The organism is Neolewinella persica DSM 23188, assembly GCF_000373105.1.
In the GTDB taxonomy this organism is placed as follows: domain Bacteria; phylum Bacteroidota; class Bacteroidia; order Chitinophagales; family Saprospiraceae; genus Neolewinella; species Neolewinella persica.
On the sequence record NZ_KB890413.1, the window covers coordinates 287,303 to 301,094 of the forward strand.

General features: G+C 52.9%; 14 protein-coding genes and 4 tRNA genes. 10 read left to right on the forward strand and 8 right to left on the reverse strand.

What is annotated here, in order from left to right; translation table 11 throughout:
• Window positions 1-88: 88 nt before the first annotated feature.
• Both B036_RS0101215 and B036_RS0101220 read right to left on the reverse strand, forming a co-directional pair.
• Window positions 89-880, reverse strand: coding sequence for a class I SAM-dependent methyltransferase (locus B036_RS0101215; protein WP_020566862.1), 792 nt, complete (start codon window positions 878-880; stop codon window positions 89-91).
• A 3-nt stretch (window positions 881-883) separates the two neighbouring features.
• The gene (locus B036_RS0101220) at window positions 884-1,243 is read right to left on the reverse strand and encodes a HesB/IscA family protein (RefSeq protein ID WP_020566863.1); all 360 of its coding nucleotides are present in this window, start codon (window positions 1,241-1,243) and stop codon (window positions 884-886) included.
• Between the two features lie 147 nt (window positions 1,244-1,390).
• Here B036_RS0101220 and B036_RS31475 point away from each other — a divergent pair, with 147 nt between their 5' ends.
• The 10 genes from B036_RS31475 (at window position 1,391) to B036_RS0101270 (ending at window position 6,366) form a co-directional block, all read left to right on the forward strand.
• Window positions 1,391-1,933: a DUF7935 family protein gene (locus tag B036_RS31475; protein WP_157471983.1), complete on the forward strand. Its 543-nt coding sequence runs from the start codon at window positions 1,391-1,393 to the stop codon at window positions 1,931-1,933.
• Window positions 1,934-1,954: 21 nt separating this feature from the next.
• Window positions 1,955-2,299, forward strand: a complete 345-nt coding sequence (locus tag B036_RS27600) for an alpha/beta fold hydrolase (RefSeq protein ID WP_020566865.1) — start codon at window positions 1,955-1,957, stop codon at window positions 2,297-2,299.
• A gap of 153 nt (window positions 2,300-2,452) precedes the next feature.
• Window positions 2,453-3,322: an SDR family oxidoreductase gene (locus tag B036_RS0101235; RefSeq protein ID WP_020566866.1), complete on the forward strand. Its 870-nt coding sequence runs from the start codon at window positions 2,453-2,455 to the stop codon at window positions 3,320-3,322.
• A gap of 443 nt (window positions 3,323-3,765) precedes the next feature.
• Window positions 3,766-3,839, forward strand: a tRNA-Ile gene (locus B036_RS0101240).
• Window positions 3,840-3,861: 22 nt separating this feature from the next.
• A tRNA-Lys gene (locus tag B036_RS0101245) sits at window positions 3,862-3,937 on the forward strand.
• A gap of 45 nt (window positions 3,938-3,982) precedes the next feature.
• Window positions 3,983-4,054, forward strand: a tRNA-Asp gene (locus B036_RS0101250).
• 113 nt (window positions 4,055-4,167) lie between these two features.
• A tRNA-Asn gene (locus B036_RS0101255) sits at window positions 4,168-4,239 on the forward strand.
• Between the two features lie 229 nt (window positions 4,240-4,468).
• Window positions 4,469-4,993 (forward strand): hypothetical protein, encoded by a 525-nt coding sequence (locus B036_RS0101260; protein ID WP_020566867.1) that lies wholly within the window; start codon window positions 4,469-4,471, stop codon window positions 4,991-4,993.
• A gap of 35 nt (window positions 4,994-5,028) precedes the next feature.
• Complete coding sequence (locus B036_RS27605) at window positions 5,029-5,862, forward strand: tRNA pseudouridine synthase A (RefSeq protein WP_020566868.1); 834 nt, start codon at window positions 5,029-5,031, stop codon at window positions 5,860-5,862.
• Between the two features lie 12 nt (window positions 5,863-5,874).
• A complete protein-coding gene (locus B036_RS0101270) occupies window positions 5,875-6,366 on the forward strand; it encodes a YciI family protein (RefSeq protein ID WP_020566869.1) in 492 nt (163 codons plus the stop codon).
• A gap of 29 nt (window positions 6,367-6,395) precedes the next feature.
• On the opposite strand, the gene dtd is transcribed toward B036_RS0101270, so the two are convergent.
• From dtd to B036_RS0101300, 6 genes are all read right to left on the reverse strand, one after another.
• A complete protein-coding gene (dtd, locus tag B036_RS0101275; protein ID WP_020566870.1) occupies window positions 6,396-6,848 on the reverse strand; it encodes a D-aminoacyl-tRNA deacylase in 453 nt (150 codons plus the stop codon).
• Between the two features lie 65 nt (window positions 6,849-6,913).
• Window positions 6,914-7,471 carry a GNAT family N-acetyltransferase gene (locus B036_RS0101280; RefSeq protein ID WP_020566871.1) on the reverse strand — a complete coding sequence of 186 codons (558 nt, stop codon included), beginning with the start codon at window positions 7,469-7,471 and terminating at the stop codon, window positions 6,914-6,916.
• A gap of 70 nt (window positions 7,472-7,541) precedes the next feature.
• Window positions 7,542-8,222: an SOS response-associated peptidase gene (locus B036_RS0101285; RefSeq protein ID WP_020566872.1), complete on the reverse strand. Its 681-nt coding sequence runs from the start codon at window positions 8,220-8,222 to the stop codon at window positions 7,542-7,544.
• Between the two features lie 283 nt (window positions 8,223-8,505).
• A complete protein-coding gene (gene infB / locus B036_RS0101290) occupies window positions 8,506-11,385 on the reverse strand; it encodes a translation initiation factor IF-2 (RefSeq protein WP_026231564.1) in 2,880 nt (959 codons plus the stop codon).
• 284 nt (window positions 11,386-11,669) lie between these two features.
• Window positions 11,670-13,076, reverse strand: a complete 1,407-nt coding sequence (gene nusA / locus B036_RS0101295; protein ID WP_020566875.1) for a transcription termination factor NusA — start codon at window positions 13,074-13,076, stop codon at window positions 11,670-11,672.
• 2 nt (window positions 13,077-13,078) lie between these two features.
• A complete protein-coding gene (locus B036_RS0101300; RefSeq protein WP_020566876.1) occupies window positions 13,079-13,549 on the reverse strand; it encodes a ribosome maturation factor RimP in 471 nt (156 codons plus the stop codon).
• Window positions 13,550-13,792 lie beyond the last annotated feature (243 nt).

A 13,792-nucleotide genomic window follows, 5' to 3' on the forward strand; every position in this document is an offset into this window, starting at 1 on the left:
TAGTGTAGCCAAACTCTAAATCTTGGAAAAGGTAGGGGATTTTAAGCAGACCCAACGGTATTCCGGGCCCGGTTTATTGATTTTTGTGCTATCGTTCGACCACAAAAGCCAGGCATTGCCAGTTTACGGCATTCCCGCGTGCATCCATTGGTTCTGCCAGCGGCAGGTGATCGGTCCAATCGTCCAACCGCCAACCGGCCTGCCGGAGGTGGTCAAGTATTTTCACGGGAGGGTATGCCTTACGCCAGCTATCTGGCTGGAGGAAATTGAGCGGAGACACGGTAATGAGGCGACCACCAGGTTTGAGGACCCGCCGCCACTCTGCAAAAGCGGAGAATGGGCCTGGCAAGCGGTCAATCAGAAAGGTGTTGATGATCACATCCAGCGACGCATCGGGAAAAGGAAGGGCTTCGGCCCGGGACAGTCCAAAGTGCAGGTTTTCCAGTTGGTAGCCGTCCAGGGCCGGAGTACCCCAGCCAAACCGGATCAGGTTAGGTTGTAAGTTTACTCCTTGCGTCCAGAAGTCACGGGCCTGGCGCAGCATTTGGTAACTAAGGTCCAAACCGTACACGTCCCAGTCAGCGTACCGTTGTGCCAATGTGGCCGCTATACGCCCAACGCTGCAGCCCAGGTCGGCTACTGCAAGTGGTTGTTTACTAACCGGAAGCCAGGTACTAACGTATTCCAGCAATGTAGCAAAAGGATAACCCCCGTGTAGCTCGTCGGCCAGGTGGAGAGCCGTCTGTCGGGTCACCAACGCATCGTAGCGTTCGTAAACGTCGCCGGCTATTTCCGCTTCCGACTTTTGGTAATAAAAAGGAACACCCCGCCTTACGGAAAGGGGCGCCGGGAGTAATCTGCCAAAATCTAAATCAGACAAACCTTAAGCGCTGAAGCTCGTTCCACAACCACAAGTTTCCGTAGCATTGGGATTATTGAAGGTAAACCCACGGTTATTCAGCCCCGTGGCCCAGTCGATCTCCATTCCGATCAGGTAAAGTGCGTGCCCCGGCTTCATCAAAACAGTTTCATCGCCAATCTGGTACAGCTTATCATCTTCTTCCGGAAGATCGAAGCCCAATTGGTATTCAAAACCAGAACAGCCACCACCGCGCACACCGATGCGAAGGAAGTGATCCTGATCGACTTTAAGCTCCGCACGCAACTCTTTGAGTTGTACCAAAGCAGAAGGAGTGATCGTAATTGGGGAAGTAGAAGTAGCAGTCTGTACGTCGGCGCTCATGTTATAGATTTTGGCTCGGCAAAATTACAAAGTTTACCTTTGGTGCTGGTTAAACAACCGGGGTATGATTCTGGTTGATATCCGAACAGTATTGTATGGTCGGGAGGTCGTTTTATGACAATTCCCCACCAGCAGAAAAAAAATAACATGGATCTGACGACCCTTCTGGTACTTTTTCTTGGCTTTGCGCTCATTGCGGGTATCCTCTTTGCTACCATAAACAATACCCTTAAGCAACTCAACGATACCATTATCGCTTTAGTAAAACGTGCTGAAGCACCCGTCGCCACTACTAAAGGCGATGCAAAAGAGAACACGAATGCACTGCGGTTACAAGCCTGTGAGCGACTGACGTTGATGCTTGAGCGGATCAATGTGCCAAATCTTTTATTACGCATTAATCCCGCTGCAGACACAAGCGCCCAAGCCTATACCGCCAACCTCTTGCTGACCATCCGTGAGGAGTTCGAGTACAACGTTACCCAGCAGATATATGTAAGCGATGCGTTGTGGTCCATCATGGTTCAGGCGCGCGATAATGTTAGCCAGCTGATTATCCGGGCAGCCGAAGGGGCAGAGAGTGGGACACAGGTAGCCAGTCGCCTTCGTTTAATGAGTAGTCGCCAGCCAGACGATGCCATTGGCGTTGGCCAGGCCGCCATCCGCAGAGAGGCCAGCTTGGTGCTGTAGTATTTTTCGGCGCGGGCACAGGTGCAGGGTTTAGGGACAAATACGCAAACTCACCTGCCCGTCAGTGAGGCCCAGCTTCACTATGACTGGAGTATTGCCAGCTATGCCAGTCCCAGGGCTACGGTTAAAACAGCCGAAGCCTGGGCAGAGATTGATTTCCGCGCAGAACTTAAAAACATAACGGTACCCACCCTGATTATTCACGGTAAAGCCGACAAAATAGTCCCCATCGAAACTGCCGGCGATCGGGCCACCAAAGGAATCTCCGACAACCAATACCACCGTATCGACGATGCTCCACACGGTCTCGGGCTAACGCACCAAGACAAATTGAATAAGTTGCTATTAGCTTTTATGGGCAGCTGATCCTCATTCATACAATGTTGTAAAAGTTATTTCCACGTTAAAAGGGGGTGGACAAGGAAGACCAAAACCAGTAGACGCTGTTGCAACAACGCGCATATTTGGAAAGGACTTAAACCCTAGCCCCCCTTTCCCGTGTTAGTTACTTCACACGGCATGAAAGACAAAACAATCCTCATTACGGGAGCAAACGACGGTATTGGCCGCGCCACCGCAGAGCGGCTGGCTGGCTGGGGTGCGCATTTGGTCCTCGCTTGTCGTGACGAGGTAAAAGCGCAGCTCACCGCGCAGGCGATTACCGAAAAAACCGGCAATCAGAACATTGACACCCTGCCCCTTGACCTGGCAAGTTTCTCTTCCATTCGCGCTGCCGCCGACGAGTTCCTCGCGGAACACCCCAAGCTTGATGTCCTGATCAATAATGCCGGTTGTTATACCGACAGCCTTGAACTTACAGAAGACGGCTACGAACTACAGTTCGGCGTCAATCATCTTGGTCACTTTTTACTGACCATGGCCCTGATGCCCGCCATTCGCTGTTGCCGGCTTTGTAGCCGGGTCATCAACGTCAGTAGCGCCCTACACAAAAAAAGCGGACTCGACTTCGGCAGCTTCAAGGGAGAACACGGACCCAAAGCCTACAACGGATCGAAGCACTACGCCCAGAGCAAACTGGCCAACGTACTCTTTACCATGGAACTGGACCGTCGCTTCGGTGAAGAGTTGACCACCAACTGCCTGCACCCCGGTGTAGTCGGTACCCGCCTGGCCAACAAGAAGGCAGGTACCCTCACCAGCGCAGTGTGGTCAATGTACAAGCCCTTCGCCATCACCCCCATGAAAGGCGCTGACACCTCTGTGTACCTGGCTGCCAGCCCCGAGGTGAAGGATGTTTCAGGCCGCTATTTCGATGAAAACCAGTGCCTGCAGAAACCCTCCAGTATTGCGCGCAATGAACAGCTTGCCCGTCGACTTTGGGAGTATAGCGAACAGGCGGTTGCCGGTTTTTTGCGTGAAGAGGCTTAGTTAATAATTGAATGAGAGAATAATGAAATAATGGAATGGCTGCCGCTATTTCCACTCCCTGCGCTACGCTTGTTCGTCTAAGGTGAGCGCCCGCAGGGCAGCGAACGGCACCTGCGGTAGCCATTCGCTTATTCTCTCCTTCAATTATTCAATTATTTCCCTGCGCTGCAACTAATCCCGCCCTCCATATCATTATCCCCCCGACGAAGCAACCCAACCATGATTTTGATCAACAAAAATAAACGGTTCGACCGGCGAGATATGCGCCGGGGTATTAATTGCTAAGCCTCCGAAACGGGCTTAATAATTATGCCCCGGACATGTCCTCTCCCCAATATAGTATTGTAGTCTTTTGGCCCTGTAGAGTTCCCGCAGCAGTCTGCTCGCTGCGCTCGTGCAGTAGCCCTGCAAGACCAAAGAACTACCAGACCAAGACTATTTTTTCCGATGTGGCGCAATTGGTTAGCGCATCCGCCTGATACGCGGAAGGCTGGTGGTTCGAGTCCACCCATCGGGACGATTGCCGAAAGGCCAAACATTGGTGCGTAGCTCAGTTGGTAGAGTAGCGGTCTCTTAAACCGTGGGTCGTGGGTTCGAACCCCACCGCACCAACCAGGTTGCAAGTTGCAGGTTGCAGGTTGCACCCTGCAACTTGAAAAAGGTGATGTAGTTCAACGGTAGAGCAGTGGATTGTCTATCCACAAGTTGCGGGTTCGAATCCCGTCATTACCGCAAAATAAATTATTGTCCCAAACGGCCCTGCGTTAAACCGTTGGCATGCCGTGGGGCAAGGGGGCGAGGGACTGGTGGAGCAGTTGTGCTCATCAATCCCCAGCCCTTTTTCTGGTTTTCTAGCTCAATGGTAGAGCCACGTCCCGTTAAGGCGAGGGTTGCGAGTTCGAATCCCGCGGAAACCGCATAGTGATTGTTGGAAAGCCCGTCCCTTCCCACTTGGGGAGGGGCGGCTTTTTTCTTACGTGCCTGTTTAGCACAACACTCCACCAGCGCCACCTGCACCTGCCCCCAATAGCTATAAGGGCGCCCAAAAAACACGTTCGTCGATATCTCACCCCAACGTATCGATTCCTGCGAGTTAAAAACCAACGGATTCCCCGCTCACACCTTTCTTCTGAAAACCATTCATTCATGAAACCACTCTACCTACTATTACTCCTCCTGATGGCCTGCGGTTTCTTTGCCTGCACGACGGACCAGGCACAGGACGCCACCGAAATTACGCCTGCTCCTGAAGGCAAAACGCTGGACGCTTTTAGCTTTACCGAATTTACCGAACTGCTGGTTGACTTCGACGTTTTTGACGAAACCTCCCTGAAAGAGGAAGGGGATTATGGTGCCGGAGATTTCCGCCTCTACTATGACGAAGAAGGGGATCTTGTACTCGACCCACTCACGGAAGGCAGTTACCTACCCGCTTCTGAATACGCCGACCCAATCACTGCGCTACCCGCACGTCAATGGGCTTCATCGATTGCACTTGGCTTCACCACCGCTTCGGCTGACCAACTGAACAGCTGGTTAACCAGGAATTTCAGTAGTCAGCCATCGATCGACCTCCGCATAATCCTTGTGGAAAATGGCACCATTTTATTCCAGGGTACGCCTACTACGGAAGAAGCTTTAGCTGACTTTCCGGATATGGACTGGTTCTAACACAAGTTCCCGGGAATCTTTCCCACCTTTACGTGGTGACAGATTCTCGATCAAATTCTTTTCATTACTTCCTCCACCTCGCCTACGACGGCACCGCCTACCGCGGCTGGCAACGCCAGCCCCACAACGTGGTATCCGTCCAGCAAACACTAGAGGAGTGCCTGAGCGAAGTCCACGGCCGCGAGATCGTCCTCGGGGGCTGTGGTCGGACGGATGCCGGTGTGCATGCCTCCCAGTACTACGCTTACCTGCGGGCGGAACGGCCGCTGCAAGACAAGTATGTCTTTATCGTCAATAAACGGCTGCCTAATGACATTACGTTGCACGCCGCCCTCCCGGTGCCCCTTAACTCCCAGGCCCGGTATGACGCTACCGAACGTACCTACGACTACTTCCTTCACGGAAGGCCCGATGCCTTCCTCGGTCGCTTCAGCGGACAGTATGATTTTCAGGCTTTTGACCCCGAAGCAGTAGCCGCTACCCTCCCCCTCCTCCTGAAACACCAGGATTTTCGGGCATTCTGCAAAACCCCGGACCGCCATAATACGACCATCGTAAAATTTCGCCAGGCGACGCTTTACCGCACCGCTACCGGCGATCGATACCGCCTACGTTTCGTTGCCAACCGTTTTCTGCGGGGCATGATCAGGCTGTTGGTCAACGACCTGATGCTGGTGGGGACTGGGAAACTCTCGCAGCAGATATTCGCCGAAATGCTGAAAACCGGGGTGCGGCAGCCCCACTTCCAGCTGGCCCCCTCTGAAGGATTGTTCCTCACGGGGGTCAGCTATCCTTACATTGATCGGGAGGCGGAGCTACCCGTCAGCGGCCAGATAATATGGCACGAAATACCTTATCTTGAAGGATAATTACCTTGCCTGATGAGAATTACTGCGCCGTTCACCATCCTTCTTTTCGTTATCCTGGTTGCCTGCGAAACAGCTCCGGAGGTTGTTGCTACCGAAGTGACAACTGCCGAAACATCAACCGCCTATGACCCCGCCTTTGCCGCGCGCGTCGGTGCTGACGATTACGGTATGAAGCAGTACGTTATGGCCTTTCTCAAAGCCGGCCCGAACCGGGACCGGGACAGTACCGAAGCCGCTCGACTCCAGGCCGGCCACATGGCCAATATTCGCCGGATGGCTGAAGCCGGAGAGCTCGTTCTTGCCGGTCCTTTTCTCGACGACGGGGAGCTGCGGGGCATCTACATCTTTAACGTAAAGACCATTGAAGAAGCCCGGGCACTCACCGCTACGGACCCGGCCATCCAGGCGGGCAGCCTCGTCATGGAGCTTAAACCCTGGTACGGTTCCGCAGCCATGATGGAGATCAATGCGATGCACTCAAGATTAAAGAAACCAAGCGAATAGCCTGGTTGGCCATCTTCTTCAGCCCTGCTTCACTCCCGGTTTTTCGAATCGATCCAGATCGTCACGGGTCCGTCGTTCACCAGCGCCACCTGCATATCCGCCCCAAACTCTCCCGTGGCTACTGGCCGCAGCGCCGTAAACGACAAAGTTTTCACGAAAGTCTCGTATAGCGGGATCGCCACCGGAGGCTTCGCACTCCGGATAAAACTAGGCCGGTTCCCCTTTTTAGTACTCCCGTACAAGGTAAACTGAGAGACGACCAATAAGCCGCCATCTACGTCTACTACACTCCGGTTCATCAGGCCCTCATCGTCGCCGAAGATCCGCAGGCGGCTGATCTTCCCGCTGAGCCAGTCAATGTCCTCCTGCGCATCGGCCTCCTCGATCCCCAGCAATACCAGCAGCCCCGGGCCGATTTCACCGGATACCTGACCGGCAATGGTTACGGAGGCGGAGGAGACTCTTTGGATTAGTGCGCGCATATTTCATGGTTACCCGGTCCTTAGCCGGTGGGTAAAATAATCAGCATAAATGCCGGGGAACAAAACTACAATGCCTTTTCCATTATCCAGTCCTCCATCAGGTACCCGTGTCCGATGTCGGTATCAAACCTACCCACCTTTTCAAAGCCCAGGTATTCATAAAACCCCACCGCCTTATTTTCATAGTTCACATCCAGCCGCAGCGTTTGCTGGCCTGCGGCCCGGGCGATGGTTTCGATCTTATGGGTCATCGCTTTACCGTAGCCCCTTCCCTGCACGGAGGGCAGGGCGTAGAGTTTATGAATCTTGGTGGTTCCGGGCAGGTAATCGAGCTGATGGCTGACGTAGCCGACGGGCTTGAAACGTACAGTCTTCGCCTTAGGGTACTGCAAATTGGGACTGGGCTGCTGGTTTCCAGACTGTCTTTCCAGTAACAGGTGAAAAACGTGGCCTTTAGCCACTTGCGCTTCGATGGCCTCCAGGCTATACATCATCCCCAGCATATAATCGATTTGCGCTCCGGAGAGGATATCGCCAAAGGTGTCTGGCCAGGTATTGTGGGCGATTTGCCGGATGGTCTCGTACTCAGCAGGGGTGACGGGAAGGATACGGTAATCAATCATAGAACAGAAGTGAATACTAGAATGAGCGAATAATACGGAGGTAATCTTATTATCTCCTTTAAAAATTCAATTATTCACCAATTCTCTCATGCAACTCGGGTCCATTATTTCGCACATTCCCGACCATTGAACCTACGGGGTAGTACTCCAGCGTACCGTCTGGCGGAGTATGCAGCAGGTCCAGTACATCTGCCAACGGCAGGTTCCGGTCCAGCCAGTGGCTTTGGGTCGCTTCGTTGACTAGTAACATTGGCATTCGATCATGGATCGGGGCCATTTCAGCATTGGGGGCACCGGTGATGATCGTGTAGGTAAATACCGGATCGGTATTGCCGTCTTTAGGTTGCCATTGTTCCCAAAGACCTGCCATGACGAGCAGGCTACCGTCGGAGGGCTTGATCCGAAAAGGGGTTTTACCGCCGTCGTGGCGTTGCCACTCGTAGAAGCTATCGGCAATGACCAGGCACCGTCGTTCGCGGATAGGTTTACGGAAACTGGGCTTGTCCTCAATCCCTTCGCTGCGGGCGTTGATCATTCGGGCACCGATCTTCAGGTCTTTTGCCCAGAAGGGTACCAGCCCCCACCGAAAAAGGTCGAGTTGGTCGGGGTTCCGATCAGTAATCACCAGACCCGACTGGGTCGGAGCAACGTTATAGTTTTTTACCAGTCCGTTCATCGGTAGCTGGAGCTGTGGCGAAAATTGTTTCCGGAGTTGTTCTTCGGTGATGACGATGGAGTAGCGGCCGCACATGGATGGTCAGGTTATCGGGTTGTCAAGTTGTCGGGTAATCCTGACGATAAAATGTCCCAGGGTAGCGAAAGTTTTTGAAACACAGGCTATTTCAGGGCGGGGCCGCAGGTACAAAATTGGTTAAAAAGCAAAGTGGCAGCCCGCAGGTGCTTTGTTCCCTAGCCAAGACATTCCTGCCTTCCAACTTCCCATGCACCTGCGACCGCGCCTGAAGGGCATACAAAAGCCCCGTCCGATTTTCATCAGACGGGGCTTCTCAATTTTCTGCGGAGAAAAATGAAGGTTACTTCATCTTCTGTGCGATCTCAACGACCTCGTAGCCTTCGATCACATCGCCTTCTTTGATGTCATTGAAGCCTTTGATGTTCAGACCACATTCCATACCGGCACGGACTTCCTTGACGTCGTCCTTGAAGCGCTTGAGGCTCGCCAGTTCGCCGACCATACCTTCTTTGAGCGGGTAGACAACGATGCCGTCGCGGATAATACGGATAAGTGTATTGCGGGTGATCTTGCCCTCGTCGACGTAACAGCCGGCAATGGTACCGATCTTGGAAATTTTGAACGTTTCCCGAACGGACACCTGGCAAATGGTACGCTCCTCCTTGGTAGGTTCGAGCATGCCTTCAATCGCATCACGAATTTCTTCGATCGCTTTGTAGATAACCGAGTAGGTCTTGATTTCCACACCTTCGCGTTCGGCCAGCTTTCGGGCCGAGCCACTTGGGCGAACCTGAAAACCAACAATGATTGCTTCTGAAGCCGTAGCCAAAAGGATATCCGAGTCGATGATCTGACCAACGGCCTTATGGATCACGTTTACCTGAACGGTCTCTTGAGAAAGCTTGATCAGGGAGTCAGCCAAAGCTTCTACGGAACCATCTACATCACCTTTGACGATGAGGTTAAGCTCTTTAAAGTTACCGAGTGCCAAACGACGTCCAATCTCATCGAGAGAGATCCGTTTGCTGGCACGGTTGGCTTGTTCGCGGGAAATCTGTGCACGGCGGCTGGCCAACTGGCGGCTTTCCTGCTCATTCTCCATCACCTTCAGCATTTCACCCGCTTGCGGAGCGCCGTTGAGACCAAGCAGTAGCGTTGGGCTACCTGGCTTGACTTCTTTCACGCGCTTATTACGTTCGTTGAACATGGCTTTCACACGGCCGCTGTGCTCACCGGCCACAATGATGTCCTGAATGCGGAGCGTCCCGTGGTTAACGATGATCTTAGTAACGTAGCCTCGGCCATGTTCCAACGATGCTTCCACAATGGTGGCAATCGCAGGGCGGTCGGGGTTTGCTTTCAATTCGAGGATTTCGGCTTCGAGCATGATTTTTTCCATCAGATCGTCAATGCCAATTCCTTTCAGCGCGGAGATGTCCTGGCTCTGGTACTTACCACCGTACTCTTCGATGGAATAGCCCATTGCAGCCAGCTCGCCCTTAATCTTGTCGGGATTAGCCCCGGCCTTATCAATCTTGTTGATGGCGAAGATCATTGGAACGTTGGCGGCTTCAGCATGGCTGATGGCTTCCTTTGTCTGTGGCATGATGTCGTCATCAGCCGCAATGATGATCACGGCGATGTCCGTCACCTTCGCACCACGGGCACGCATGGCCGTAAAGGCTTCGTGACCAGGTGTATCGAGGAAGGTAATTTTCTTACCGTCCTTGTTCTTTACTTCGTAGGCGCCGATGTGCTGGGTGATACCGCCGGCTTCGCCTTCGGTTACCGTAGCTTTACGGATGTAATCCAGGAGGGAGGTCTTACCGTGGTCAACGGGACCCATTACGGTAACAATTGGTGGACGTTCCACGAGGTCTTCCGGATCATCTACCCACTCGTCTTCCTCTTCCACATCTTCTTCGGCGGAGATGAATTCTACTTCGTGTTCGAATTCTTCTGCTACGAGTTCGATGATTTCTGCATCCAAACGCTGGTTGATGGAAACGATCACACCGGCATTCATACAGGCCATGATTACGTCTCCTACGCCCACATCCATCATATTGGCCAATTCCTGGGCCGTGATGAACTCCGTTACCTGAAGCTTGTCCGTGGTGCGTTCGGCCTCGATGGCTTCCTGGCGTTCACGGATACGTTCGCGGTTGTCACGCCGCTGACGCTGACGTTTCTTTTTGCCACCACCACCCTGAAGGCGGGCCATGGTTGCTTTGATCTTATCTTCGATTTCCTTGGCGGAAACTTCGCGTGGTTCGTTGTTTCGGCTATTGCTGCCAGCACCCGTACGGCCACGATTAGAACCACCAGATCCGGAACGGCTGCGAGGTCCTCCTCCGGAAGTCCCCGTAGTGCCGGGGGAAGTCGTAATCTTTTTACGCTTACGCTTACGCCGCTGCTCTTCTTGCGTTGGCTTCTTCTCCGGTTTTTTAATATCGATCTTACCCATGACCTTAAGGCCACGGAGTTCGGGCGTACCGGTACCGGCGCGGATTACATTTGGTGCTTCGGGAGTAGCCGGAGCTGCAGGCGGAGGCGTTGCACTAGCTGGCTTTGCCGGCGGAGGATCCACAGGGGCCTTGGCTGCAGGTGCTGGTGCCGGCTTGGGTGCTGGCTTTGCCGGTGCCTTAGCTGCTGGCTTTTTCTTAGAGGGTTTCCCCGCACGCTTAGCTGCATCGAGATCAATCGTCCCTAAAACTTTCAGTCCCGGAGCCTTACGTTCTCCACTAATGGGAGCTTCAGGCTTCGCAGCAGGTGTTTCGGCAGCAGGAGCTGCGGGTGCCTCTGGCTTTGCCGGTGCTGGCACAGCGGGCTTTTCAGCCGCAGGAGCTGGCGTTTCCTTTGCTACGGGCGCTGGTTCCACAGGCTTTTTCACAGGTACCGGTGGTACCGGCGGCGGCGGCGGTGTTGGCCGTGCAGCTATTGGTGGCGGTGGCGGCGGAGGAAGTGTTCGGCCGGGAGTTGGAGGTGGGGGCGGAGGCAAGGGAGTAGCCGTAGGACGAGTGTTAAACTCCATAGAGTCAGCCTTCTTTTTGTCCTGCAGTGCTTTTGCGAACGCCTCACGCACCACATTCTCCATATCCGGTGTCAGCTTAGCCGTGGGTTTGTTCTCCACGTCAAAGCCTTTACTGGACAGGTGCTCGACGATTGTCGAGGTGGCCACATTAAGTTCGTTCGCTACTTTGATTAGTCGTTTACTCATTCGATCTTTTAAGCACTGCAATATTTAACCGCGGAGTGCTGCCGCGGGGCGATTTAGAAAAACCCTAAATAGCCGTGGTTTCCTCTTTCCAACACCGCTTTAAGAGGAAGAATTCCGAAACAATTTCCGGAAAGCGAGGCAAAGATAAGGTACAGAGAGAAGAAAACAGTAACTGTTACGCTTCGTCTTCATAACCTTTTCAACAAGCCTTCTATTGAGTTAGTTGCATATAGTTAAGCCGGAGGGCTTTCAGACCCTCCGGCTCAACGGCTTCTACTGCGTTTTTACTCCTCTTCCGAAGGAGCGGCAGCTTCGGCAACGGGCACCTCTGCAGGAGCTTCTGCTGGTACTTCTGCTGGCACTTCTGCAAATGCTTTGGCGGTTTCAGGAGTAGGTGCTTCAGTTGGTGCAGTAGCCGCCACTTCCGCTGGTTCGGGAGTAGAGATTATCTTAACTTCTTCGTCAAATTCCGCCGCCAGGACTTTGAGTACGTTGGTCACGGTCTCTTCTTCCAGGTCGGTCCGGCGAACCAGATCTTCGACGCTGAGTTCGAGTACAGAACGGGCCGTATCACAACCAATGGACTTGAAGGCATCCAGTACCCACATCTCGATTTCATCCTTGAATTCTTCCAGGTCGACATCGTCAATTTCCACTTCGTTGTTGCGGTAGACATCAATTTCGAATTCCACCAGCCTGCTGGCCAGTTTGATGTTCGTACCACCTTTGCCGATGGCAAGGCTGACCTGGTCTGGTTCCAGGTACACCTTTGCACGGCGGCCTTCCATATCGAGGTCGATGTTGGAAACACGTGCCGGTGTAAGGCTACGCTGAATGTAGAGCGACGTATTGTTGGTGTAAGGAATTACGTCGATATTTTCCTGGTTCAGCTCCCGGACAATGCCGTGGATACGCGAACCTTTCATACCGACACAAGCGCCGACCGGATCAATACGATCGTCATAGCTCTCAACCGCGACCTTAGCACGTTCGCCAGGAATACGGACGATGCCTTTGATCGTAATCAGACCATCTTCGATTTCCGGAACTTCCTGTTCCATCAGCTTCGCAAGGAAACGTTCGTCGGTGCGCGATACGATAACCACCGGGTTATTGTTGTTGCGCATCTCCACTTCCTTAATGATACCACGGACCATGTCTCCCTTACGGAAGTAATCTCCACGGATGGTTTCTACCCGGGGCATAACGAGTTCGCGGCCATTAGCGTCGTCGATCACCAGGATCTCACGCTTGAGGATTTGCTGTACTTCGCAAAGCACCAGATCGCCAACGCGTTCGGTGTAGCTGCGGTAGAGCTCGTCTTTTTCGAGGTCCATAATACGGCTGATGAGCGTCTGCCGTGCAGCCATGATCGAACGACGACCAAAGTCTTCGAGGAAGAGTTGCTGGTAGCATTCTTCTCCTACTTCGTAGTCTTCATCAACGGCCAATGCCTCCGAAAAAGAAATTTCGGCCAGCTCATCGGTTACCTCTCCATCGGGTACAATTTCTCGTACGCGCCAGAGTTCGAGGTCTCCGCGGTTAGCGTTCACGATGATGTTGAAATTTTCATCGGTGGTAAACTTCTTCTTGATCAGGGTCCGGAATACGTCTTCCAGCACCCGCACCATAGTGGGGCTGTCAATCGCTTTTCCGGAGCTGAAGTCCTTAAAGATTTCTACTAGATTCATAGCTAGAAACTGATTTTTACAATTGATTTTTTAATGTCAGCGTAGGAAATTTTAGTCTCCTGCACCACCGTTTTCTTGCGCTTGCCTTCTTTGATCCTGACTTTAGCTTCCAGGACCAGGTGGTCCGCTTCGGCTGCCGTCATTTTCCCGGCGTGCTTTTCACCATCCTCAGTGGTCACCTCCAAGTTCCTGCCTACGTTTTTCACGTACTGGCGGTGAAACTTTAGCGGCCGGCTCACGCCAGGGCTACTGACGTTGAGGGTGTATTTTTCGCCCAGTGGTTGCTCCTCATCGAGGTAGGCCTCCACAAAGCGACTGATGCGCTGGCACTTGCGAAAGGTCATGGACGAATCGGAATCGACAAAAATATCAAGCTTGGTATTGCTCAGGTTAATGTCGACCACAAAACAGTCCGTAAAGTCCTCGCTAGTAGCGAACATTTCTTCCAGCATTCCGGTGATGTGTTCTTCCATCGGGTGTACTTCTTTGCATTTAAACCATTCGTTGCACCTGCGTCCGCGCCAGAAAACTGAATAGTTATGGCACAAAAAAGAGGGAATCTAAACGATTCCCTCCGGGTGCTTTTAACGGCCTTGTGATGCAAAGGTAACGCTTTCTTTTTAAAAGAGTTGAATTGGAGGCCGTACAAAAGAACTGCTCCGGAAACATCAATAGTTTCCGGAGCAGTAATCAGGTTTTGCGGGGCGACGGTGCGC

What these genes read in the sequence shown, in the direction of transcription:
- B036_RS0101260 (WP_020566867.1), top strand. Translation starts at nt 4,469, where the DNA reads ATGAAACCACTCTACCTACTATTACTCCTCCTGATGGCCTGCGGTTTC.
- B036_RS0101235 (WP_020566866.1), top strand. Translation starts at nt 2,453, where the DNA reads ATGAAAGACAAAACAATCCTCATTACGGGAGCAAACGACGGTATTGGC.
- infB (WP_026231564.1), bottom strand. Translation starts at nt 11,385, where the DNA reads ATGAGTAAACGACTAATCAAAGTAGCGAACGAACTTAATGTGGCCACC.
- B036_RS0101300 (WP_020566876.1), bottom strand. Translation starts at nt 13,549, where the DNA reads ATGGAAGAACACATCACCGGAATGCTGGAAGAAATGTTCGCTACTAGC.
- B036_RS0101270 (WP_020566869.1), top strand. Translation starts at nt 5,875, where the DNA reads ATGAGAATTACTGCGCCGTTCACCATCCTTCTTTTCGTTATCCTGGTT.
- B036_RS0101285 (WP_020566872.1), bottom strand. Translation starts at nt 8,222, where the DNA reads ATGTGCGGCCGCTACTCCATCGTCATCACCGAAGAACAACTCCGGAAA.
- B036_RS0101280 (WP_020566871.1), bottom strand. Translation starts at nt 7,471, where the DNA reads ATGATTGATTACCGTATCCTTCCCGTCACCCCTGCTGAGTACGAGACC.
- B036_RS0101220 (WP_020566863.1), bottom strand. Translation starts at nt 1,243, where the DNA reads ATGAGCGCCGACGTACAGACTGCTACTTCTACTTCCCCAATTACGATC.
- nusA (WP_020566875.1), bottom strand. Translation starts at nt 13,076, where the DNA reads ATGAATCTAGTAGAAATCTTTAAGGACTTCAGCTCCGGAAAAGCGATT.
- dtd (WP_020566870.1), bottom strand. Translation starts at nt 6,848, where the DNA reads ATGCGCGCACTAATCCAAAGAGTCTCCTCCGCCTCCGTAACCATTGCC.
- B036_RS31475 (WP_157471983.1), top strand. Translation starts at nt 1,391, where the DNA reads ATGGATCTGACGACCCTTCTGGTACTTTTTCTTGGCTTTGCGCTCATT.